General features: G+C 40.7%; 21 protein-coding genes, 1 pseudogene and 1 riboswitch. Of the genes and pseudogenes, 3 read left to right on the top strand and 19 right to left on the bottom strand.

Annotation, left to right across the window (positions count from 1 at the left end; all coding sequences use genetic code 11):
- Positions 1-825 precede the first annotated feature (825 nt).
- Together E0E32_RS12370 and prsW are read right to left on the bottom strand one after the other, a co-directional pair.
- Positions 826-1953, bottom strand: coding sequence for an IS110 family RNA-guided transposase (locus E0E32_RS12370; protein WP_130859862.1), 1128 nt, complete (start codon positions 1951-1953; stop codon positions 826-828).
- A gap of 737 nt (positions 1954-2690) precedes the next feature.
- Positions 2691-3356 carry a glutamic-type intramembrane protease PrsW gene (gene prsW, locus E0E32_RS12365; RefSeq protein WP_066193161.1) on the bottom strand — a complete coding sequence of 222 codons (666 nt, stop codon included), beginning with the start codon at positions 3354-3356 and terminating at the stop codon, positions 2691-2693.
- 336 nt (positions 3357-3692) lie between these two features.
- On the opposite strand from prsW, the gene E0E32_RS12360 reads away from it, so the two are divergent.
- Positions 3693-4685 (top strand): YpdA family putative bacillithiol disulfide reductase, encoded by a 993-nt coding sequence (locus tag E0E32_RS12360; protein ID WP_130859861.1) that lies wholly within the window; start codon positions 3693-3695, stop codon positions 4683-4685.
- A gap of 368 nt (positions 4686-5053) precedes the next feature.
- Here E0E32_RS12360 and E0E32_RS12355 read toward each other — a convergent pair whose 3' ends face one another.
- From E0E32_RS12355 to E0E32_RS12330, 6 genes and pseudogenes are all read right to left on the bottom strand, one after another.
- Complete coding sequence (locus E0E32_RS12355) at positions 5054-7114, bottom strand: catalase (RefSeq protein ID WP_130859860.1); 2061 nt, start codon at positions 7112-7114, stop codon at positions 5054-5056.
- A gap of 166 nt (positions 7115-7280) precedes the next feature.
- Positions 7281-7541, bottom strand: a pseudogene (locus tag E0E32_RS12350) (class I SAM-dependent methyltransferase); the annotation flags it as partial.
- An 11-nt stretch (positions 7542-7552) separates the two neighbouring features.
- A complete protein-coding gene (locus E0E32_RS12345) occupies positions 7553-7756 on the bottom strand; it encodes a hypothetical protein (protein ID WP_130859858.1) in 204 nt (67 codons plus the stop codon).
- Positions 7753-8337 (bottom strand): CPBP family intramembrane glutamic endopeptidase, encoded by a 585-nt coding sequence (locus E0E32_RS12340; protein ID WP_130859857.1) that lies wholly within the window; start codon positions 8335-8337, stop codon positions 7753-7755. The genes E0E32_RS12345 and E0E32_RS12340 overlap by 4 nt, the downstream gene beginning before the upstream one ends.
- Positions 8327-9859: a RecQ family ATP-dependent DNA helicase gene (locus tag E0E32_RS12335; protein WP_130859856.1), complete on the bottom strand. Its 1533-nt coding sequence runs from the start codon at positions 9857-9859 to the stop codon at positions 8327-8329. Before E0E32_RS12335 ends, E0E32_RS12340 begins: the two co-directional genes overlap by 11 nt.
- A gap of 31 nt (positions 9860-9890) precedes the next feature.
- Entirely contained in the window at positions 9891-10931 is a 1041-nt protein-coding gene (locus tag E0E32_RS12330; RefSeq protein WP_066193148.1) for a YpbB family protein, read from the bottom strand.
- A 120-nt stretch (positions 10932-11051) separates the two neighbouring features.
- Between E0E32_RS12330 and E0E32_RS12325 the strand changes: the two genes are divergently transcribed.
- Positions 11052-11348, top strand: coding sequence for a ferredoxin (locus E0E32_RS12325; protein ID WP_350308626.1), 297 nt, complete (start codon positions 11052-11054; stop codon positions 11346-11348).
- A 197-nt stretch (positions 11349-11545) separates the two neighbouring features.
- Here E0E32_RS12325 and E0E32_RS12320 read toward each other — a convergent pair whose 3' ends face one another.
- From E0E32_RS12320 to bla, 11 genes are all read right to left on the bottom strand, one after another.
- Positions 11546-12043 carry an ECF transporter S component gene (locus E0E32_RS12320; protein ID WP_066193147.1) on the bottom strand — a complete coding sequence of 166 codons (498 nt, stop codon included), beginning with the start codon at positions 12041-12043 and terminating at the stop codon, positions 11546-11548.
- A 5-nt stretch (positions 12044-12048) separates the two neighbouring features.
- Complete coding sequence (locus tag E0E32_RS12315) at positions 12049-12462, bottom strand: DUF4430 domain-containing protein (RefSeq protein WP_066193146.1); 414 nt, start codon at positions 12460-12462, stop codon at positions 12049-12051.
- A gap of 95 nt (positions 12463-12557) precedes the next feature.
- Positions 12558-12742: riboswitch (cobalamin riboswitch) on the bottom strand.
- Positions 12741-13463, bottom strand: a complete 723-nt coding sequence (locus tag E0E32_RS12310; RefSeq protein WP_066193143.1) for a response regulator transcription factor — start codon at positions 13461-13463, stop codon at positions 12741-12743. It overlaps the preceding riboswitch by 2 nt.
- Before the next feature lie 110 nt (positions 13464-13573).
- Positions 13574-14779, bottom strand: a complete 1206-nt coding sequence (ccsB, locus tag E0E32_RS12305) for a c-type cytochrome biogenesis protein CcsB (protein ID WP_066193141.1) — start codon at positions 14777-14779, stop codon at positions 13574-13576.
- Between the two features lie 50 nt (positions 14780-14829).
- Complete coding sequence (locus E0E32_RS12300) at positions 14830-16449, bottom strand: cytochrome c biogenesis ResB family protein (protein ID WP_066193139.1); 1620 nt, start codon at positions 16447-16449, stop codon at positions 14830-14832.
- 9 nt (positions 16450-16458) lie between these two features.
- On the bottom strand, positions 16459-17043 hold the full coding sequence (gene resA, locus E0E32_RS12295) for a thiol-disulfide oxidoreductase ResA (protein ID WP_066193138.1): 585 nt from the start codon (positions 17041-17043) through the stop codon (positions 16459-16461).
- A gap of 67 nt (positions 17044-17110) precedes the next feature.
- Positions 17111-17827, bottom strand: coding sequence for a pseudouridine synthase (locus E0E32_RS12290; protein ID WP_066193137.1), 717 nt, complete (start codon positions 17825-17827; stop codon positions 17111-17113).
- Between the two features lie 113 nt (positions 17828-17940).
- A complete protein-coding gene (locus tag E0E32_RS12285; protein WP_066196473.1) occupies positions 17941-18471 on the bottom strand; it encodes a spore maturation protein in 531 nt (176 codons plus the stop codon).
- A gap of 8 nt (positions 18472-18479) precedes the next feature.
- Positions 18480-19070 carry a nucleoside recognition domain-containing protein gene (locus E0E32_RS12280; RefSeq protein WP_066193135.1) on the bottom strand — a complete coding sequence of 197 codons (591 nt, stop codon included), beginning with the start codon at positions 19068-19070 and terminating at the stop codon, positions 18480-18482.
- Positions 19063-20205, bottom strand: coding sequence for a D-alanyl-D-alanine carboxypeptidase family protein (locus E0E32_RS12275; RefSeq protein WP_078060118.1), 1143 nt, complete (start codon positions 20203-20205; stop codon positions 19063-19065). Before E0E32_RS12275 ends, E0E32_RS12280 begins: the two co-directional genes overlap by 8 nt.
- 261 nt (positions 20206-20466) lie before the next feature.
- The gene (gene bla, locus E0E32_RS12270) at positions 20467-21402 is read right to left on the bottom strand and encodes a class A beta-lactamase (RefSeq protein WP_066193133.1); all 936 of its coding nucleotides are present in this window, start codon (positions 21400-21402) and stop codon (positions 20467-20469) included.
- A 212-nt stretch (positions 21403-21614) separates the two neighbouring features.
- Between bla and E0E32_RS12265 the strand changes: the two genes are divergently transcribed.
- Entirely contained in the window at positions 21615-23402 is a 1788-nt protein-coding gene (locus E0E32_RS12265) for a BlaR1 family beta-lactam sensor/signal transducer (RefSeq protein WP_066193131.1), read from the top strand.
- Positions 23403-23408 lie beyond the last annotated feature (6 nt).

Below are 23408 nucleotides of genomic sequence, written 5' to 3'. Positions count from 1 at the left end.
GTTCCCGAGTCTCCGCATATTCCCTCCGCTAGGTAAAAGTACAACAATGGTTGTTACTGCTAGAATGAAGGGTTCTAGGTACCTAGACAGTGTTGTAGCGAAAGGAGAAAATCGTCAGCTGATTCTTCGGTTGCGTAATGATCATGCTACAAATATAAAAGTCATAACGTAGGATCAAACCGTTCTCAGAAAAAGGTTATGCGGTTTGCTTATTGGCAGAAATATAGTGTCTGGAACACTTCATCTTCGCAACCATTCGATTGTAGTGCTACTACCCAGCGGAGGAAATAGGTGGAGACTGATATGAACGAAACTGTCAAGGCCCACTTACTAACTTTTCCTATTTTCTCTTTTGGAGCAACCTTAAATTAAGGGTCTATCCACCCCTTTTTTGGTAAAGGATATTTCTTGCGCGGGGATAAGCAAATGATCTCCTTCTTTTAGCTTGTCAACCATTCCTCTTATCGATGTTGGATCGTCAAGTGCTTTCCTTGACGATCCAACATCGATAAGAGACACTTCGTTCAAGCTAAGAAGAATGGAAGCTCCTTTCCTTTAGAATGAGGAGGAGAGAAGCACACGGCATGAAGGCAAAAAATCTCTACTCCGATGAGCATACTGATATCCGTGGGTTGTCACATTTTATCGTTCCGTCTAAGGATCTGTCACGAACTCCTGGCGTGCGTTCACTAAAACAAGCTTAGCTAGCACAAGTCTCCATCGTGCGTTATCCTTTACGGTTTTTATCTTTGCCCTCAAGCCCTATGTTTCTTCCCTCGTTTTTCTTTGTCGTTTACGATGCGCCGACGCTTCGTTTCGCTGTTTCTATCGTTCTAACACAGCTTCGTTCTTCGTTCCATCTGGTTCTCGTGCAACCGCCCAGACGAATCCTGCTAATTCTCGTGCGACGGCGGTAATAGCTTTGCCACTTTCTTTCCCTCGTGCTATCAAACGGTAATACTTTTTGTGCAGCCGATGTTGAGCTTGCCAAGAAATACGTAATAGCTCTGATGAGTGACCTCTCTGCCTTCTTGCCAACTCTCGACCAATCCTCGGTTGATGCCGATAACTCCACGCTGCCTCGATCAACAGTCTTCGAATATGGCGATTCCCCGTTTTGGTGATCGCTCCTTGTTTGCGGGTGATGCCACTCGAACCTTCACTGGGTACCAAACCAGTGTAAGACATAAAACCACTGGGATGAATAAAACGATCAAATGTACTTACCTCTGCCACCAAGCTGGTAGCGGTAAGGATCGCGATGCCCCGTAAGGTCATAAGTTTTTGAATGAGGGGAGCGTGCACGCCATGTTCTGCCTCCTCTTTGATCACTTCTTCTAGGCGTTTCAATCGATGTTGATATTCCCGAAGTTGCTGGACATATTCTTGAAACGCCGTCCTCGAAGCAGAACGAGAAAACGTCAATTGATGTAACCATTCCCAGTATTTTAATGTCCATTTTTTGATGCCAACTGGTTCTCTTATATCGTGGCGTAAAAGCAACTTTGTCAAACGATGTTTGGCGCGTAATTCATCTTCCTTTACATCTTCACGGGCCCGCACTAAATCACGTAAGGCTTCATCATCTTCCGTTGGGACATGAATAGGTGTTAATTCCCCAGCACGTAATAGCGTGGCCAGGTTCAAGGCATCCCTTTTATCTGTTTTGATACGACTACCAGGCTTTTGGGGGATTAAGGATGGAGCGACCACCTCGCATGTTACATCCATACTGATCAGCAGACGACACAATTCATAACCTGTCGGACCAGCTTCATAACAGAAGTGCAGCTGGTCCAGTTCCCCTAATTTTTTGATGCATTTCCGAATGGCTTCTACGGTGTAATCGATCATTCCCACGTATCTGGCTTTGGAACGCCCCTCCTCTGCCACCGCCACTGCGATTTTGTTCTTCGATACATCTAAACCTACATATTTTGTGTTATAATACATGTGACTAGCTCCTTTCGTATAGTAGCTCTGATTTGGGATAGCCTTTCTATCTACACTATACCCGGATTAATCTACGTTATGACGAATCAGGGGCTAGTTTCGTTCATTATAACTCCTGTAAGAAAGGCGGAAAGCGTCGGTTAAAAACGTAACAACTGGACCGAAGCGACTGAGATAAAGGAATCACGGTGAGGGACGAACCGATGATGACTTATCGTAGGGCGCTGTCGGGAAGTTGTCTAGTTTTTGACGCTTGTAGCCAGACAGAGAAAAGCGCAGTGTGAAGACCCCGCAGGAAGCGTTCTTTGCTGACGAGGAGGCTAAAGCCTTGTCTCGCGGAAAGCGGAACCTATTTCCGGAGCGCTGTCTAGCACTGACAAACAATCAACTTTACTACATGGAATAATGGAACTAGATACTTTACATCATACATCTTATCGGTATCACCATTCGTTCAAGATCAAAATCGGTCCACATCCTTTCATACTCAGAATTTTATACTTTCTTATCTTTTAAAAAGAGACGACAGATTCTCATGAATCCATCGTCTCTTTTTGATCGCAGTTCATTCTAAATGTCTCTCAATCCCAAATCAGGCAACATCGTAGCATCTTGGAACTGAAGCTTGGTTATGCGCCCCATCGAAAACATATATGTCAGCCCCTCGCACTAGTTATAAGCTAATTCCTCAAAAAACACCACTTCCATTTTATATCAAAATGAAGTGGTGAGAGTACTCATACTTTTTTTAATTGATGTTTGCTAAACTCATTCGCTACCTTGACCTTTTTCAAACTCAACAACCATAACATTACCATAAAAGGAATGATGGCATAAAGCCATTGTGATTGAATCGTCTCCAAGATAAAGTCATATGTACCGTGCAGAAAAGTAGGCAGTAGTAATGCAATAAGTAATAATGGATATTTTCGCTTGTTGGTAAACTTTGCCCTTCCGACATAATATCCCATAATCACACCAAATAGGGCATGGGAAGAGACTGGGAAAATAGCCCGACTAAAAGCAAATTCAATCCCATGTGCAAATAAGTACAATACGTTTTCCACAGTAGCAAAGCCTAAACTGATGGATACACCGTAAACAATGCCATCATATACCGTATTAAATCTCGAATAACTATAGGTAGTCACTAAAAATATAAACCATTTGAAGAATTCTTCAAACAAGCCATATAAGAAATAAGACTGTAGAAAGGAATGCTGAATCATCCCTTCTTCGATAAAGGCATATTGAATAAACATAATGGGGAACACTAATAGCGCCCCATAAATAAAGGTGCGAAAAATGGCCAGGATAGGTTCTAGTTCATATTCATCTTTTAAATAAAAGAACGATAACAGGGCAAATGCTGGTGCAATCGCAACAGATACCAGTGCGAACAAGATGACTCACCTACTTTCTTTCTCTCCATAATTATGGCATAATTTGAAGATAGATGCAGTAAAAAAGGTCATTATATTTATCTCGGTAAGAACGCCCATCAACCTCATACTTCCAAAAGTCTTTTTAGGTCTAATAATAGAAGCAAGGACCTCTTACATTCAGGTCATAAAGGAGATGTTGAAAGCTTTTCTATGAGGGAGAGAGAGGATTAGTGCCTTTCCTATTGTTGTACATCAGAAAAAAGTTTCCGTGCTATATTTCAAGTGACAAACGTGTTATCATGTATATTGTTGAAAAAAGAAGCCGTTGTGAATTATTGAAGGAGTGTATCATCGATGCAAGAAGAGAAAGTTATTGTTATTGGTGCAGGTCCTTGTGGCATGTCTGCAGCAATCGAATTACAGAACGTAGGGATCGACCCTTTAATTATCGAAAAGGGTAATATTGTCGATGCGATTTATCAGTATCCCACCCACCAAACATTTTTTAGTTCCAGTGATAAACTAGAAATCGGTGATGTGGCATTTGTAACAGAAAAGAACAAACCGGTTAGAAACCAAGCATTAGCCTATTATCGAACCGTTGCCGTTAGAAAAAATCTTCGGATTAACAGCTATGAAGAAGTAACAGAGTTACAACAATTAGATCACGGTTTTGCTTTAGAAACGGTTAATCAGCATGGAGAAACCAAACGTTATCACTCCGATTATTGTATTATCGCTACTGGCTACTATGGTCAGCCAAATTACATGGGCATCGAGGGGGAAGGGCTCTCCAAGGTATCCCATTATTTTAAAGAAGCACACCCATTCTACCAACAAAATGTCGTCATTATTGGTGGTAAGAACTCTGCTGTCGATGCGGGAATCGAATTGCATAAAGCTGGGGCAAATGTTACCGTGCTCTATCGTGGCAATGATTATTCAAGCAGTGTCAAGCCATGGATATTGCCCGAGTTCGCCTCTTTAGTGAAAAATAACAAGATTGATATGGAGTTTAATGCCACGATCGATAAAATAACAAAACATGATTTAACCTATACGGTAAACGGCGAAACCCATACGATTGCTAACGATTATGTCTTTGCAATGACAGGCTATCAACCGAATCAACAGTTTTTAAAAGCAGCAGGAGTCTCTATTGAACAAGATACAGGAAGACCTAGCTTTGATAAAGAAACTATGGAGACCAATGTAAATAATATATTTATTGCAGGGGTTATTGCAGCAGGATATGATAACAACGAAATTTTCATTGAAAACGGACGCTTTCATGGTAGCCTTATCGCTCGCCGTATCCAGCAAAAAGAACAAAACAGAGCAGACTAACAGAAGACACAAAAGCTGCCTTGTCGCTAAGCCAACAAGGCAGTTTTTTCGTATGCAGAAACTTTAAATCGAGCAGACTCTTTACCAAATGTCAGCATAAAGATCCAATGTTAACTACCAATAAGATGGATGATGTAAAGTAAGTCGCCCACTTTTCCGAGGTGAATTTGATCGTTTTACCCGCGCGAAGCAAGCGCTCAGGGAATATGCTGCGCTTTTACCCACAAAGAAGGCATAAGTCAACAAGCGACTCAAGCAAAGAACACTCTCGCCATCTTACCTATATCGTGGGGTCGGGTCGGCTTCAGCTAACTAAAAACTCGCAGCAAAGCTACTTCATTATCGCTCTTCCTCCTCTATTTACAAAACTAGGTTCTGTCCCAAAAACGTTGTTCTGCGATTGCCGAAACGAAATCTTCAGCAAAGTCAGGATTATTCCTGTTAAAAACAACACCTTCTAAATTATTTTCCTGTGATGCCTGGATATAAGATTCGCCAGTTGAGGCAATACCTATTGGTTTATAATGCTTATAAGCTACATGTACGAATTCGGCCACGTTGGCATTGAAATTCATTTGATTCCCTGACCTTCCACCAACGACATACAGCGAATCAACGAGATACGGGCTTGTCGTAATAAAGGTTTTATCTACTTGGAGCTCTGTTCCATTCGCACCCGTAACCGCACCTAAATTTTCACTCACCATCTCCATAAAAACCCCATTGTCTTGTAAGACTTGAAGTACAGTGGTCACTTCATTATCATCAAAACCATCGCCAATCAACACACCGACTTTTTGTGTATAGGCATAACGAGGCGTATTCGCTTGACTAAGCGCAGGGGAACTTGTCGAAACAGGTACTTGTTCTCCACTTGGACGTTTGACCCCAAGATTATCCGCAACCACGTTCGCCATTGCCTTATCTACGTGCACTAGGAGATCAACGTTTTGCTGACGGACGGATTCGCTTTTGACGCTTCCAATCTGATAACTCAATCCGCCAATCATATGTTGTTTTTCCACAGGAGACAGGCTATTCCAGAATATCCTCGGCTGCGAAAAAAAATCATCAAACGATTTGCTTCTTCCCCGTATGACCCGGCCTTCTACTTTGGCTGGATAATGCGCATAACCGCCTTCCTCTGGTGGTGTCGTATAAGGAGTGTTGTCTGCTAACGAGTTTTTGTGGTAATTTACCTGATCGACATCAATACGATACCTCATAAAACCTTGTCGCTGATTATTATGAAACGGACAAATGGGACGATTAATAGGTAAGTCTTGGAAATTCGCTCCACCAAGGCGATGGTATTGAGCACTTTGGTAAGCAAATAACCTTCCTTGCAAAACCGGGTCATTAGAAAAACCGATGCCAGGAACCACATTAGCAGGATTAAAGGCTACTTGCTCTACTTCGGCAAATTCATTATCTACATTTCGATTTAACGTCATTTTTCCAATAAGCTGCACTGGAATAAGCTCTTCCGGCCAAAATTTAGCAGGATCAAGAATATCAAAATCAAAGTTGAACTCATCTTCTTGTGCGATCAGCTGCACACCCAGTTCATATTCAGGATAAGCGCCGTTTTCAATTGCCTCGATCAGATCCCGCCGATGAAAATCTGGATCGATTCCACCTATTTTCATGGCCTCATCTTGAAGCAGGGAATGGACACCAAGTACAGGCTTCCAAACGAATCTTACAAAGGTTGCCGTGCCTTCTTCATTGACAAATAGGTACGTATTAATCGACCAAGATTCCATCATTCGATAGCTTCTTAAAATGCCACGATCTGACATGACCCACAGAGCCATATGAAGCGCTTCTGGATTATTAGCTACATAATCCCAAAAATTGTCGTGTGCCCCAGAAGCAGTTGGAATATCGGTACGAGGCTCACTCTTATAAGCATGTATGACATCCGGAAACTTCATCGGATCTTGATTGATTAGTACAGGCATGGCAATCGTTGTCAGGTCGTAATTTCCCTCTTCCGTATAAAACTTCACACCTAAACAACGTAAATCCCTTGCCGTATCCATAGAGCCTTTTCCACCTTGCACGGTAGAAAAACGAACAAACAAAGGGGTCTTTTGGCCACTCTCTTGTAAAAAACCTGCTTTTGTAAATGCTTCCATCGACTGATAACATTCAAATTCTCCATGAGCTCCGTAGCCTCTTGCATGAACAACCCTTTCTGGTATCCGTTCTCGAACAAAGTGGGTCATTTTTTCAAAATAATGAAAATCTTCCTGCAAGGCAGGACCTCGAACGCCTGCTTTTAAGGTCTCTTCATCATTTGACACTTTTAAAGATGCATTAGTGGTCATTGGCTTGCCTGTATTTTTGACGCGATATTGTTCCAATTGTTCATTTTTACTTGTGCCGTCAACGGGTTTTTTATTTCTTGATGACTTCTCATCCATGTAATCGTCCTCCCTAACCTCAAAGATATACATATCATTTCTATATTTACGCGCCATTGCTTAAATTAGAACTTTTCTATTATCTTTTTGGAGTGGACGATTCGATCGTTGGTGATATGCCGCGTTTCTCGCATTTTTCCATATCCAACCATGATCACTATCTATTAGCGATTTCAAGCATTCGTTCTGCATAATCAACGGCCGTCACTTTAGCACCAGATTGCGCCAATTTTCGACTTAGATACCCTTCTCCACAACCAGCATCTAGAATACGCTTTCCTTTGACATCGCCCAGTAGTTTAAATAACACTGGATTGAGCAAGACTTCTTTATGGATATCCCCGTGCGCTGCATGGGTTTTGGCATACTGATCTGCAAATCGATCCCAGCGTTTGATTGCTTCTTCTGTACTAGCCTGTAATCTCATTGTTTTTCCCCTCACCACAGAATAAAAACGATTAATGCAGCTAACAGCAAGGAAATAACTACTATACGCACTAAGCCCAGTGAAACCGTCCATTTCGTTTTCCCCTTCTTCTGTGAATGAAGTTCACTTCTTGGTGGAAGCTGAGGCTTGCTGGTATTCGTTGCTACCTTGTTCCTTAACGATGCTGCTTGATCCTTTTTATTTTTTTCACTCATTGAATAGCCACCCTTCCTGATCGAATGATACATGCTTGTATAACATTAACAACAAAATGTAACACGATGACGACTAGCAAACTATCTGTCCACCAATACACGAATCCCAGCCAAAAACTTAATATAAGTACACCGGTAAATAACGCCACCTTGGTTAAGTATCGAATATGAATCAAGGCAAACAGCACGCTGGCGACGAATAGACCGAACTGAGTTTGAATGACCCCGCGAAACAGCCATTCTTCCACAAAGGCAACGACCATACAAAGGAGAATAATCTCCAGATACGATCCTTCACGAAAGAGTTTCTCATTAATTCCGCCATCAGCCCACCACGTCTTCGGTACTAACCACATCATCAACAGATCTAATAAAACAATAATAAGGGCAGAACCGATACCAAATAAGAGAATGGACGGAAGCGACCAAACGAATAGTGAAGTGAACGCGCTCCAATCATCAAAGAGTATCCAGCTGGCGATCAAGGCAATGATGGCGATCAGACCTTGCGAGATCCAAGTTTGTTGTTTTAACTGCTGGCTGGTAAGCTGCTTGACTAATTCTGCTTGTCTATTTTTCATTGCTTACTCCTTGATATAAGATTTGCTTGAGTGTCTCTTGCCAACCTAGTGTTTTCTCAACGCGTTTTTGTTCTGTAGGCTGCCATTTCCTCCATTCGAAATCACAAGCATCACAACACATATAGTCAGGAGTTTGAAACGCTGGCTGAAAAGGTTGGAATAACTTTTTTCTTTTACAACTACTTGTATATAACCAATTCACCATTTCGTTTAGTTTGTTGATCTTATATTGATAGCGCTGCTCCACTAGCTGTTCTAGCTCCAGAAAGACCTGTTCTTCCGTCACCTTTTCCAGGACAAAGTGATAATCAACTAATACTCCCAACCTTTCTAGTTGAAAGACAAAAAATCGCCAATAGGTCTCTTGTCCATCAGCCATTAACATACAAGCCTCTTTAGCTTGGTCATAGGTGTACCCTTTTTGATAAATGCCATGTAAGGCAGATTGTAGCCAATCTATAGAAGGCAGTTCCGATTCAATTAAACGTCGCGGAATGATCTGATCGCTCTCATGGTATAACACCAGACTGACCGATTCTTGCCCATCCCTTCCCGATCTGCCGACTTCCTGAATAAAAGATTCGATTTGTGAAGGGGCATGATAATGAATCACCAATTGAATATTCTTCTTGTTTATACCCATTCCAAATGCGTTGGTGCAACAAATCACATCTAATTGTTCCTGCATAAATTGCTGTTGTATTAATAAGCGGTCAGAATGGGACAAGCCTCCATGATAAAAAGCGATCTGCCGCTTGGGAGCCTGCTCCTGAAGCAGCATGGCAATTCTCGCTGCTTCTTTACGACTGGAAAAATAAATCAGTGTTGGAACATGGTAGGTAGAGACTAACTGTCTAAGCCAAATCTCTTTGTCTTGGATAGCTTCCATATGCTCTACTGTAAATGCAATATTCGGTTTATCCATAGGATACACAAATTCTCGTAAATTGGCTAGATCTAATGCTTTTTTTATATCGACCTGGACGTCTGGTGTCGCAGTGGCTGTAAGAGCAAGTACGGTAGGGGAACCTAATTGCTGCATCACCTGCTTTAAGCGTAAATAGTCTGGTCGAAATTCATGCCCCCACTGTGAAATGCAGTGGGCCTCATCTATCACAAACAAATCGATTGTTATTTGTTGTAATCGACGTCTTACTCGCTCGCTTTGTAACATCTCTGGTGAAATATAGATTAGTTGATACGCTTGCAGATTAGCCAAACAGTGATTTCTTTCCTGAAGGGTCATCATGCTGTTAAGCGCCGCCACACGTTTAATCCCTTGTGCCTTTAATTGCTTCACTTGATCAGTCATCAAGGAGAGTAAAGGAGAAATAACGACTACCAGCCCATCTAACAACATCGCCGGTAATTGATAACAAATTGATTTGCCTGTACCTGTTGGCAATACGGCGAATACATGCTGTCTGGCTAATACCGCTTCAATAATCTCTTGCTGCCCTTTACGAAAATCGGAGTAGCCAAAATAATTATGTAAATAATGTGCTAATTTGTTATTCGACATGGTGCATTGCTCCTTCTGCTTTTCATTGGACCTATCTTTCCAGTGCCATCACGAGCTTGATTTGAAAAAAGCTAATCTGCTCAGGAAGGTTTTCTTTTATCGTTTTTAGCTTACGTGAGCGCAAACCATGCAAGACTTGGCTAATCTGTTGATATTCGTCATCCGTCATAAATGTTTGCCAAGCCACCTGTTTAGAATGATAAGCAATTTCTACAATATGATCCATAATGGTATTGGCCTTCAAATGACGTATGTCTGCCATTTGATCAATCGTTAACTGCTGATGCAGTAATTGATTGGTCTTCTTAGCAGAGGCACTAATCATCAAGGTGGCTGGATGATGCGGATACAAGCGAGACAGGACAGGAAAGTCCTCTGTATCAATCACTGTTTGACACATGGCATGCATCATATTCGTATAGATAAGGGAAACATCAAGTGGTGCTAACTGATATTTCGTTGCTATTTGATATGTACTAAGACCTACACGTTTTGCAGAAGTTAAATGGTCAACCAGTACTCCAGCCATCGATTCAGGGTAACTTGCCAACATGCGATGCAATTCCTGATATAATTGTTCAAGCCATGCTGCCGTTGATTGTGGCTGCACTTCCTGCCACAGCTTCTTCACAAATCGTTGTGCCTCGACATCTTCAACAATCGGGACAAATCTGGTATTTCCTTGATGCAGATGTGTCAATGTTTGAATAAACAAGAGCAAATGCTGGGAGAACTGTTGTCCACTTTGATGAAATCCTGCCCCATCCAAAAACAAAACAGACTGATATTGATCATGTAACCCCTTTGCTTCATTTCTCCCCTTTTCCGTTAATAATGCCTTCTGCTCTTCCGACATACAAATAAACCCCTGCTCGATCATTGACTTAATTTCTTGATCAAACTGCTCCCTTTTCAGCGTTCTTGCAATACCATAATAACGGGTTAATCCATATAAATGACTGTCCTGGATCGTTTGCGTCGCCTTTTTAGCCGTTAATAAGTGAAATATATTGTAAATCGTTCGCTCCGCCTTTATTTTCTCGAGACAGTCTAACAAAATATATATAAACATAAATACACCTCAGATTGGTAATACTTTTATTTTATCAGACTTTGCTATCGTTTGGATACGGCATCATTGTATATCCATTTAAAATTTGGTACGCTTATAGCAGGAATTATCAGGATTACTTTGGATAAAAATAGAGGAACAAACGATTTTATCGAAATTTTCAATACATTAAGAAAAAGGGAAGTGGCTTTTTTGCCTTATTATACATGGATTAACCAAGAAACTTGTATTGCTTGCGGTGTGTGTGGTGCTACTGCTCCTGACCTGTTCGATTACGATGAGGAAGGAATCGCATTCGGCAGACGCGATCACAATAGTGGAGAACAGTCAGTACCTGAGCAATTAATGGAGGATTTATTGGATGCACAGGATGGATGCCCAACGGAATCGGTGCGAATAAAAGAAGGTGAGAAGTAACAGTTGGATGCGTGAAGGAGCTTAGCCCTCTTGCATCTCAACTGTTTTTCTTTATCAGTAGAAAACTTAACATACGTGGTGTAATAGGATTGGGATTGGATCGATTTTGATTTGGAACAAAGTGAAGTTTTTCTTATACCTTAGGGACTAGATCATCTCCATTACAAGAAATTTGATCAATGGTAAAATAGATACTTCTAGTAAAACGATCGTTTTCGCTGAAAGATTCGATAGAGTATCGGATAGAGAATAATCATAAAAATCACATTGCCGATAGCGTGTGCCGTGTCAAATGAAATGCCCGCCAAGTAATAACTCCAAAAATTTCCGCTGGCGACGGTATACGTGCCTAAATTGAGCAGCAAGCCATATAGATAAGCCGCTATAAAAGAAAAAACCGTGAGCCATAGTAACTGATGTTTACACGTACATTTACCAATTAATCCTGCCACAAGACCAATCACGGACCAAGCAAGCATCTGCCAAACCGTCCACAGGCCCATGCCCATAAACAAACTAGTCACATAGGCCGTAATAAGTGCTATACAAATAGCTGGACCAATCCCAAGCATTGCCCCTGAAATAATAATCAGTGACGTGACAGGCTGGACATTAGCGATCATTTGAAAAGCAAGCCTGCCCACCACACATACAGCGGCCAATAGGGCAATCAGCGTCAATTTATAGGTGTTCACTTGGATTACTCCATCTTTTCTAAACTTAAGGTAATCTCATCTTGATCGCTAACTTCATATTCAGACATGCCGACATTGGCCATTTCTCCGTTCACTTCATAGACCCAATATACATTGTTTTCTTCATCTTGCTGGTGACCTTCAATTCCTGTCAAAAAACCTTCATTCGTTAGCTCCACCTGCTCATAATTCTCTTGCAAAATGGTAAGTATGTCGCTTCCTGACTCCACTTGCAGCTCCTCATCACTAATAACCGTATCTGACGAATGATCCGAAATCGTGATCGATACATTGACTTCTTCCACGGCTTCGTCTGATGTATTTGTATCTTGTTGATTATCAGGATTTTCACTATCACCACAAGCTGCCAATCCCACCAGTAAAATGATACCAATCATAAATCTTCTAAAAAAAGCCATTTATATCTCCCCCATCCTATTCTCATTATGGAGGATACAAGCCATGTATAAGTATGTATACAGCAATACTTCCTTACACGCTCAATCCTCGAAGCATGATCCTATATTTAAAGGCAGGTCTCCTGGCTTATGTGTAAATACCAAAAAGCACCTTCCCATACCTCCTTCGTGGTACAGTGGCTTTTGCTCTATGGCTGGACACATTTACAGTTGCGAGGACAGCTCTGGATTTTAACCAGATTCCCTATCAAGTAAGTACACCTTTAAACATAACCCATTCATTCATGATTTATTTCAAATTTATATCCCACACCCCAAACTGTTACAATCATTTTGGCAGCATCCTTGGATACCTTGCTTAATTTCTCTCGAAGTCGTTTGACGTGGGTATCTACGGTACGTAAATCACCAAAAAATTCATATTTCCAAACTTCTTTTAATAATGCTTCTCGCTCAAATACCTTATCTGGTGCTTTGGCAAGGAATAATAACAATTCATATTCCTTTGGTGTTAAACTTACTTCTTTATTATCTGCTAACACGCGGTGCGCATCATTATCAATGGTCAAATGAGGGAACTCGATAATATCCTTTGATTCTTGCGAGGTATTCACGTTTTTTGAGGTGGAAGCTCTTCTTAATAAGGCCTTTACCCTTAATACTACTTCACGCGGGCTGAAAGGTTTGACAATATAATCATCAGTTCCCGCTTCAAATCCTTGAATACGATTTAATTCTTCCCCTTTAGCAGTCAGCATAATGACCGGTGTGCTTTTCTTTTTACGAAGTGCTTTACATACCTCAACACCATCCTTGCCAGGCATCATTAAGTCCAGTAAAATCACCTCATACTCTTCTGATAGTGCCTTTTTCAGTGCCTCTTCACCATCACCTGCTTCTTCCACTGTATATCCTTCTCTTTCTAAATACATTTTCAATAATCTGCGAATACGCTCTTCATCATCAACTACCAATACTTTGTGCTCTTCCTGTACATCCATTTCTTCTTCTCCCCCTCCTTCCTCTTTATCTAGTATATAATTAAAAAGCACAAGAGACAAATAATCACTTGTACTTTTCAACTCATAAATATACTTAAAGAGGATGGTTCTTACGCATAAGAATGTAATCCCACTAAAACGAGATTCACTACAATCAAGTTAAACATGATGACCGCAAATCCGATGACCGCAAGCCAAGCGGAGCGTTCGCCATGCCAGCCTCGCGACAATCGCAGGTGTAAAAATATCGCGTAGAAGAACCAGGTAATCAAAGCCCAGACCTCTTTAGGATCCCAGCCCCAATATCGTTGCCATGCCTCATGTGCCCAAATAGAAGCAAAGATAAGACCGCCTAACGTAAAGACAGGGAAACCAATGGCTACGGCTCGATAACATACCTCATCCAATAATTCCGGATTGGCCTTTTTCAACATTGGTTGAATCACATGGGCAATACGTTTCCTAAATACTAAACGTGCCAATAAGTATAATAGTAATCCTACACCTAACGACCATACCAATGTATTCAGCTTTCGCGGGGCTTCATCCCCATGGAGAAATTCAGGTGCAGTCAATAAAGCATCCATACGGCCATCCGTTGCTAACTCTGAACCTTTCAACCCGAATATAGCCGGTAAATGATAGTCTAAAACAGCCTCTGTTTCCTCACCCGTTTCTTCGTTTATCTGAGTATACACAAAATCCGCTTCATAGTTCATCATATTAAAACTAGTTGTTACTAAGATAAAAGCAATCGTAGAACAGACACCATACATTACTACTTCCAGCCATTTTGTCTTATAAGTTGATTTCTCTTGATTCACTTGACGTATTAAATAAATAACCCCAGCAACAAAACTAATCGCCAAAATCGCTTCACCAAGAGCAACCGTAGTGACATGGATGTACAACCAATGGCTCTGTAATGCCGGTATCAAAGGTGATACATCTCTCGGATACATACTAGCATATGCAATAATAATCAACACGATCGGCAGGGTAAACAACCCTAATAGTGCCAGCTTATAAATGGAATAAAGAATGATTAAAGCTACCACCAGCATCATACTAAAAAAGGTAATAAACTCAAATAAATTACTGACTGGTGCATGTCCAGATCCAAGCCATCTCGTTACAAAATAACCAATCTGGGTTAACAAACCAATGACCGTTAATCCAATCGCTAGTTTATTCATGAAAGTGAATTGTTTTTCATGACGCTTATCACGTACCGTTGCCGCAAAAAAAACAATCGCTATCAGGTAAATAACAAACGCCGTATACAGCAATGTACTGCTAAGACTTAATAAATCCATCTATCTCCACCCCTTTCCTTACCATCCACGGTAATGTGGCATTCTTTTCGTTATTTTTTTTCTTGATCTTGAATGTCATGAAACGGTGTTCCTTCCGTTGTTTTCATCAATTCATTGTGAAAACCATACCAGTTTTTATTCGTGTGACCAGCCAAATAAAGCTTGTCTGTGGTTGGGTGTATCCAGACACGACGATGCTGCCAGTACATACCTTGAATCACACCAATCATGAAAATGGCAGCGCCCAAACCTAGAATTGGTAACGTTAAATCCTTCCGCACCGTGAGCCCTGTCACATCACGTACATCAAAATCAGTTAAAGTCAATTTATATTGGTTATCCCCTGCTGGAAGATTCTGTCCAATCGCTAGAAAGCTTACTTCTGGTTCCTCCATCTCCGGTCCATACACGAAAAATACAAAACCTGGTTTACGTGGATAATTAGACACCGTTCTAGGTTCACCATCACTTAATTCATAATCTGGATAATATTCGTTTAACTCGACACGATAACCGTTATCGAATTGATACACTCGCTCAGGCTCTACTAAATCTACAGTAAAGTCTAAAATCGCTTCTTCATCCTCATCATCTGTTTCATGCAGCTTGAAGGACATACTCTGAAATTCGTTTAATTGATAACTATCTTGAAAAAGACCGAAATGGTCAAACTCCAAAGGGTGGTTTACGACAATACCTCCATCCATCACTTTTTCCAGTTCCGGTTCGGAAATGACATCATCACTCGATGTATCGCGATAAATGGTAGCCTTTGTCTCAAAGTGTTTTGGAACAATTTCATTATTTTCTTCTAAGGCCGTTTGATACAGCGCATCTTCTTCCGATTCGCCGTACACCTCAAATATAAAATCATTATTTTTTATGTAATATTCCTGGTTTGTTCCCGGGATAACATCCGTATCACCTTCACGTACCCACATAAATTCATCTACATACATAGCTGGTAGAAAACGGATCAACGTACCTGCCAAGAAAATAATCAAACCTAAATGGTTCACATAAGGGCCCCATCTAGAGAATCTACCTTTTTCCGCTAGAAAATGTCCATCTTTTTCGCTTATTTTGTAACGCTTCTTTTTAAAGTGATTAATCAGAGCCTGCTTGTCCTCTTCTGTATAGCTAGAGCCAGCATACTCTCCATAGAGCTTTTGCCGCTTCAGAAATTTCGGATGACGCTTAACTGCTTGATGTTTTAATGCGCGATACAATGGCACCCCGCGGTCAATGCTGACAATAAAGATCGACATACCGATCAATGCAATCAAAATCATATACCACCAGGAACCATATAAATCATGAAAACCAAGCTGATAATAGATTTGCCCCGGCAGTCCATATTGATCTCGGTAATGTTCACTAGCATCAACAGCTTGCGGGATATACATTTCCTGAGGATAGATCGTGCCAATTGCAGACGCCACCAAGGCGATTGCGATTAAGCTGACCCCTATCTTAATCGAAGAAAAAAAGTTCCATATCTTATCAATGATAGAGCGATTTCTTGTTTTAGAACGAATCGCCGTTCCATCATAACGCATATTCAATAAGGTATTATTCTTATCATTATCTAAGGGCTTGCCGCAATTGGCACAAATGGTGGTACCTTCCTTATTGTGATGTCCGCATGTATCACAAACTTTCTCGTTCATTCAAACCCCTCACGATCCTTCTGGTACTATTTGTTGCAAATAACCTTCTAAGTTCTCTAAAGTGAGCTCACCTAGCACACGTTCCTGTACAACGCCATGTTCATCAATAAAATAAGTGGTTGGCAACGGTCGAACCCCATAGGCATCTAGAACTTGTTTATTTTCGTCATGGACAATCGGAAAAGTAAGTCCATATTTGTTTGCAAAATTATCAATGACCAACTCAGTGGAATCCACGCTTACTGCAATAATTTCCACACCTTTTTCCTTATATTCAGGATATAGTTGTTCCATATATGGCATTTCCCGCTCACATGGCTCACACCAGGTCCCCCAGAAATTAAGCATGACACCTTTGCCTTCATAATCGGATAGCTGCAGGTTATTTGCCTCTTCGGTTGTCGCCACCTGCTTCAGTGAAAAATCAAGTGCTTCATCGCCTACATCTACTATCGCACCTTCATCGGCTGTCAGATTATTAAATACCGCAAATACTAACGCTCCGAACAAAACCACTAAAATGGATAAACGAAAAATAAAACGATTACGCTTTTTTTTCTGTTTATTCTGGTTCGCCTGTTCGACTTTACTCATCGCGATTCACTCCCTTTCCACATTGTATCATTTTGTAGCATGCGAAATTGTGACAGTTATCCAACAATTATTTGGCTAATTTTTTCAATTCTGCTATTTCTTGCGGAGTTAATTCACGATAATCTCCTGGTGTTAATCCTTCCGTAGTGAGAAAACCGAATTTCTCCCGCTTTAATTTCTGCACGGGTGTTTCAATCGCTTCAAACATTCGCCTTATTTGACGGTTCTTGCCTTGTTGAAGAACCATTTTAATAATCGCTGTCTGCTTCTTGTGATCAACCGACATCGTTTTAACATAACGGGCTTTGAGAACGTCACCTTCCGAGCGTATCCCTTTTTTAAAAAGATGCAGTTTTTCCTTTGATGGAATCCCTCTTGTTTTTACAACATACTCTTTATTTATTTGATGGCTAGGATGTAATAACAGATTGGTAAAATCCCCATCGTTCGTCATAATTAATACACCAGAGGTATCATAATCCAATCTGCCTACCGGATATAATCGCTCCGGATAGGCTTCAAAAAAATCGGTTACCGTTTTACGATTTTTGTCATCCGAGGCACTCGTAATCACCCCGCGCGGTTTATACAATAAGAAATAGCGTTTTTCTTCTTGTTCAATCGGCACACCATCTACTTTAATTTCATCTTTCTCCGAGACTTTCGTGCCAAGTTCGGTTACCCGTTTACCATTCACTTCTACTTGTCCACGTTCAATGAGAGTCTCCGATTTACGCCGGGACGCTATCCCGCTACGGGCAATTACCTTTTGCAGTCGTTCCATGATTACATCACGCTTCCTTCACCTTTATATTCCTAGCCATTGCTCTATGCAGCATACTGCCTGAACACGACATCATTTCTAATGAAAACGAGTAGCGCTTTTACCAGGCGCTACTACGCAAATAACCAAGTGACAATGATTACCGACATTATTATACCAATAAAGTCGGCAATCAGTCCAATTTTTAGAGCGTTTCCCATTCTTTTTATTCCTACTGCCCCAAAATATACGGTTAAGATATAAAAGGTGGTATCTGTACTTCCTTGCATTGTCGAGGCAAGTTTACCCAAAAAAGAATCCGGTCCATGTGTTTGAATAATATCAGTGGTTACCCCTAAGGCAGCCGTTCCTGAAATGGGCCGTAGAATTGCTAGCGGGGCAATCTCCGCCGGCACGCCAATCATTGATAAAAACGGTTCTAACAGTCCAATAAAGGCATCGAGCGCCCCTGAACTTCTTAATATGGCAATTGCTACAAGCATTCCCAGTAAAAAAGGAAGTAAAGAGACCGCCATGTGTAAGCCTTCTTTACCTCCTTCTACAAACACCTCATATGCCGGAACCCGTCTGATAATTGCCATCATTAATATGAGCATAATCAGCAATGGAACGAGCCATACACTGATGGTAGTAAATAAATCGATCACTAGAATCAACTCCCCCCTAAGGAATGCTGGCTTTTTCGAAACCATCGATCGATAAACACGGCGACAACCGTTGTAATGACCGAAGCAATAATCGTACTAACAACAATCTCTGTTGGAGCCAAGGAATCGTATTCCATTCGAATGGCAATCACCGTTGTTGGTACCAATGTAATGCTGGAGGTATTGATAATCAAAAAGGTGATCATCGCCGGGCTTGCTTTATCGGATTTACTTATTTTCTTCATTTCTTCCATTGCTTTAATGCCCATGGGAGTCGCGGCATTGCCCAGTCCGAACAGGTTAGCTGAAAAATTGGCCAGGATATACCCCATTGCCGGATGATCTGGAGGTATATCAGGAAATAATCGCTGCACGATCGGTCTTGCCAATTTGGAGAAGCCCGCTAAGAGCCCTGCCTTCTCTGCTACTCGCATCATACCCAGCCAAAAAATCAATACACTGGAAAGACCAATCACTAAGGTGACGGCTTCACTGGCACCATCGAACAATGCCTGATTGACCTTATCCATCGTGCCATTGAACATGGCGTAGACGATTCCGATCACGGCCATCACTGCCCAAATAACATTAATCATGACGAACACCGAATAATCCTTGCCAAAAGGAAGTTTTTTCTTTTGTTGACGCTTGATATAATGCTGTTTCGGCAATAGGTTGCTCCTTCAAATAGAATACTCGTGTACCAATCTTATCAAAGGAGAGAGGCTTGGAACTGAGATAGTTGGTATAATGAATATCTTCAAGTTCTGATGCTTTTAATGGATAATAAAGATTGTCGGTAATCGCTGCGGAAAGCTCCGTGTCCGATTGCTTAATCGCAAACCGCTCTTCCTTTTGCAAGAGTTGTAAGGGATAGTTTTCAAACCCCCAATCAAATAACTGCATATGATCCTGCCAATCGTTCGGGCCATTTAAGGTAACGGCGATTAAGGTCTGATCATCTTTTTTGGCAGTTGATATAAGCGTTCGCCCCGCCGCTTTGGTATAACCAGTCTTCCCCCCCGAACTATGAGGGTATAATTGGGTTAATAATTTATTTTTGTTAATCCAAGCATAGTCTCGGGCCTTTGCTTGATAGGAGGAAGTCGCGGAAATCGTTTGATATATCTCATTTTCCATGGCATATTGTGTTAAGATTGCCATATCATAAGCAGAGGCATAGTGTGTTTCCGAATCCAACCCATGGGGATTATCAAAATGTGTATTGGTCATACCTAGCCAGCGTGCTTTCTCATTCATCAAATAGGCAAAGCCTTGCTCACTGCCGGCTACGTATTCACTAATAGCTACCGCTGCATCGTTTCCAGAACGAAGCATTAAACCATAGAGAAGATCTTCTAAGGTTACCTTGTCCTCTTTCTTTAAATAAATCGATGAACCTTCTGCATTGGTTGCATGTTCTGAGATTGGAACCTTGTCCTCTAAATGCCCGTATTCAATGGCAATGATTGCCGTCATCACTTTGGTTATGCTGGCAATTAATGTGGGCTGATCGGCTGCTTTTTCATATAATACCCTGCCAGATGATTGATCCATTAAAATAGCGTGTTCTGCAGAGACCTGCACCTCTGCTTTGACCTTGACAGGAGACAATCCAACAGTGAATGCTATTGCAATAATTAGCCAAATATAGCAGTGATTCTTTTTCTGTAAAAATGCCTTATTTTTGCCTTGACCTGATTTAAACCAGCATCCTAAACTTCGTTTCATCATATCACTCCGCTCGTATTGCCACTAGGTTTGTACCATTTTATGCAGACAAGCTGTAGATATGTCACTAATCTTTGATTCTTACCATATGGAAAACCGAGAAGCGTGCTTGCTTCTCGGTTTCGATAGCTACTTTCTGAGTACCGTATATACCATTACTATTCCAGCATATATTTTTATAGCTGTTCGTACATAACAGAAAGATCTCTATTCTCCCAGTTGAAAAGATCATCATTCGGTAACTTTCATACTTTTATCTTCCTAAGAATCTTCACTCTGACTCTGCAGCTGCTCCACGACAAGCTCTGCTGCTTTTTCAACAACTGTATCATCAAAATCTGCCTCTTCTTTATCTCGACTAGAAAAGATGGAGATGACAATCGGTGCCTGATGATCAGATGGCCATACAACAGCAATATCATTCCTTGTACCATACCCCCCTGCTCCACTCTTATCGATAACTTTCCAGCCTTCAGGTACACCAGCACGAATCAGCGTATCTCCCGCTTCATTGCCTGTCATCCAATCTATCAACAACTTCCGCTTCTCTTCAGGAAGTAAATCACTTAGCACATATTTTTGCAGACTTTCAGCAAATGCTTTCGGCGTGCTCGTATCTTTGGTATCTCCCGGTACAGCTTCATTTAAATCTGGCTCAACCCGATCTACTTCGATAGTTTCATCACCAATTTCTCGTAAATTTTCTTCCAGTCCATCTGGTCCTCCTAACTCTTTCAATAACAAATTTCCTGCTGTATTATCACTATAGCGAATAGCTGCCTCCATGACTTCTTTCAATTTCATCCCATCATCTACATGGTTCTCCGTCACTGGAGAATAAGTGACTAAATCTTCTTCCGAATATGTAATTCCTTTCTCTAAATCATCGATGGATGTGTTTTGTAAAATGGCTCCTGCTGCTAAAACTTTAAAAGTAGAAGCATAGGCAAATCTTTCATCTGCACGGTAGGCAACGGTCTGATTCGTTCCAGTATCTACCGCATATATGCCAAGTTTCGCGTCCCGTTCATCCTCCAGTTCTTTATAAGCTTCTTCACTTGAAGAGGCTTTTTCTGGAGCTTCCGAACGTTCTTCACTGCTCTCACCTCCATTAGTACAACCTGCTATTCCTATCAAAGCAATCCATAACAATAAGCTCAGACTTTTTTTATTAAAAATATGTTGCACATGTACCATTTAAAACCCTCCTAAAATTTATTGACTACAACTGTAATAACATACTACACATGTAGTCTTGATATGTCAATGTTTTTTATTCTTTCTTCTTCAACATTTGATTCCATCAGCTTGACATGCTAAAATTCATTGTATTACAAATGTAATTTAAATACGTTTTGGCAAACGTTTGTATATCAAATTACTGCAACTAAAGAATGGGGACGAAAAGAATGTTTATATCAACGCTTCTTACGGGTCTCGTTATTTCTTCCATCACAGTCGGATTTATTTTGCTGATAAGAAAACTATTCCAAAAACAATTATCAGCCAAGTGGCAGTATAACCTATGGTATTTACTGCATACTGCTTTGGTTATTCCATTTATTCCTGCTTATTTGCTACCTCCTGGTAATTTATTTCCTGCATTTATAGATAGCAGTTCTATTGAAGGCGATTCTGCTTCTCTGCATAATGGAGCAACCGAAGCCAGTGAAACAAACACTAATTGGATGCAGGATTTTTCCGTAACCGTTACTCAAACGAATACGGATCTGTTAAATGGTTTTGCCATCGGTATATGGATTGCTGGTGCTCTCGTGTTGACCGTGTTTTCTATAAGTGCATGGCTTCATTTAATGAGCATTAGAAAGTCTATTAACCAAGTGGAAGATAAGGACTTGATGAACCTGTTTAAACAATCAAAACAGCAATTAAATATTTCAAAAAACATCACATTAGGTGTTTCAAATAAAGTACGCTCGCCCCTAACATTCGGGTTACGCAAAACCTTTATTGTCTTACCAGTAAACGTTGAGGAATGGCTATCCAAAGAGGATATCAAACATATCTTTTTGCATGAATTGAATCATATCAAATATAAGGATATACTGACGAACTATCTGATGGTATTCTTTCAAATCATCTATTGGTTCAACCCGTTGATTTGGCTAGCATTTAAAGAAATGCGCCTAGACCGTGAAATGGCATGCGATCACGCCGTATTGACAGCTTTAGGTGATCAAAGCTATAAGAAATATGGACATACCATCATTCAATTTATCGATGAATCTCCCAGATCATCGTATAATAAACTGGCCAATCAATTAAATGGATCCAAAAAACAAATCAAGAAACGTATGATCAAGATCGCTTCTTTTCAAACTGACTCTAAATTACAGCATGTTCAAAGCATCGCTATCTTTTTGTTAGTGGGATTATTTGTCAGCACACAGATTCCGCTTGCAGCAGTGATGGCAAACGACAGTAATCGCTATACGTCTTTTAGCCATGAACAGACAAACGCCGAAGATCTTAGTGCTTACTTCCAAAATTACGAGGGCAGTTTTGTTCTGTACGATCTGCAGAAGGATGCTTATCATATCTATGATAAAGAGCAGAGCACATTACGGGTTTCTCCTGATTCCACCTATAAAATTTATAGTGCTTTGTTCGGGTTAGAAGAGAATATTATCACATCAGAGCAAAACACCATGGAATGGGACGGCACTAAGCAACCATATGAACAATGGGAGAAAGAGCAAAATCTAGAAACTGCTTTAAACCATTCAGTTAACTGGTATTTTCAGAAGATAGATCAAGAAACAGGAATTGACAGCATACAATCCTACCTAAATCACATTCATTATGGAAATCAGGATGCCTCTGGAGGTCCTAAACCATATTGGCTAGAATCTTCTTTAAAGATTTCTCCAGTAGAACAAGTAGAGCTTTTACAGGCATTTGATAACAATCGCTTTGATTTTCAAGACGACCATATTCAGGCAGTCAAAAATGCATTGAAAATGGATGAAAAAGAAGGTACTGCGCTCTATGGAAAAACAGGTACAGGTAATGTGAATGGGAAAGATATCAATGGTTGGTTTGTCGGTTTTATTGAAACAGAAACAAATACCTATTACTTTGCAACGAATATACAGGATGAGGATCATGCCTCTGGAAGTATAGCAGCAGACATAACCCTAACTATTTTAAAAGATAAACAAATTTACGAGGAATAAGACTGA

This window comes from Gracilibacillus phocaeensis (assembly GCF_900626275.1).
GTDB classification, from domain to species: domain Bacteria; phylum Bacillota; class Bacilli; order Bacillales; family Amphibacillaceae; genus Gracilibacillus; species Gracilibacillus timonensis.
Note: the sequence above shows the minus strand (reverse complement) of the source record. Positions and strands in the feature narration are given on the sequence as shown.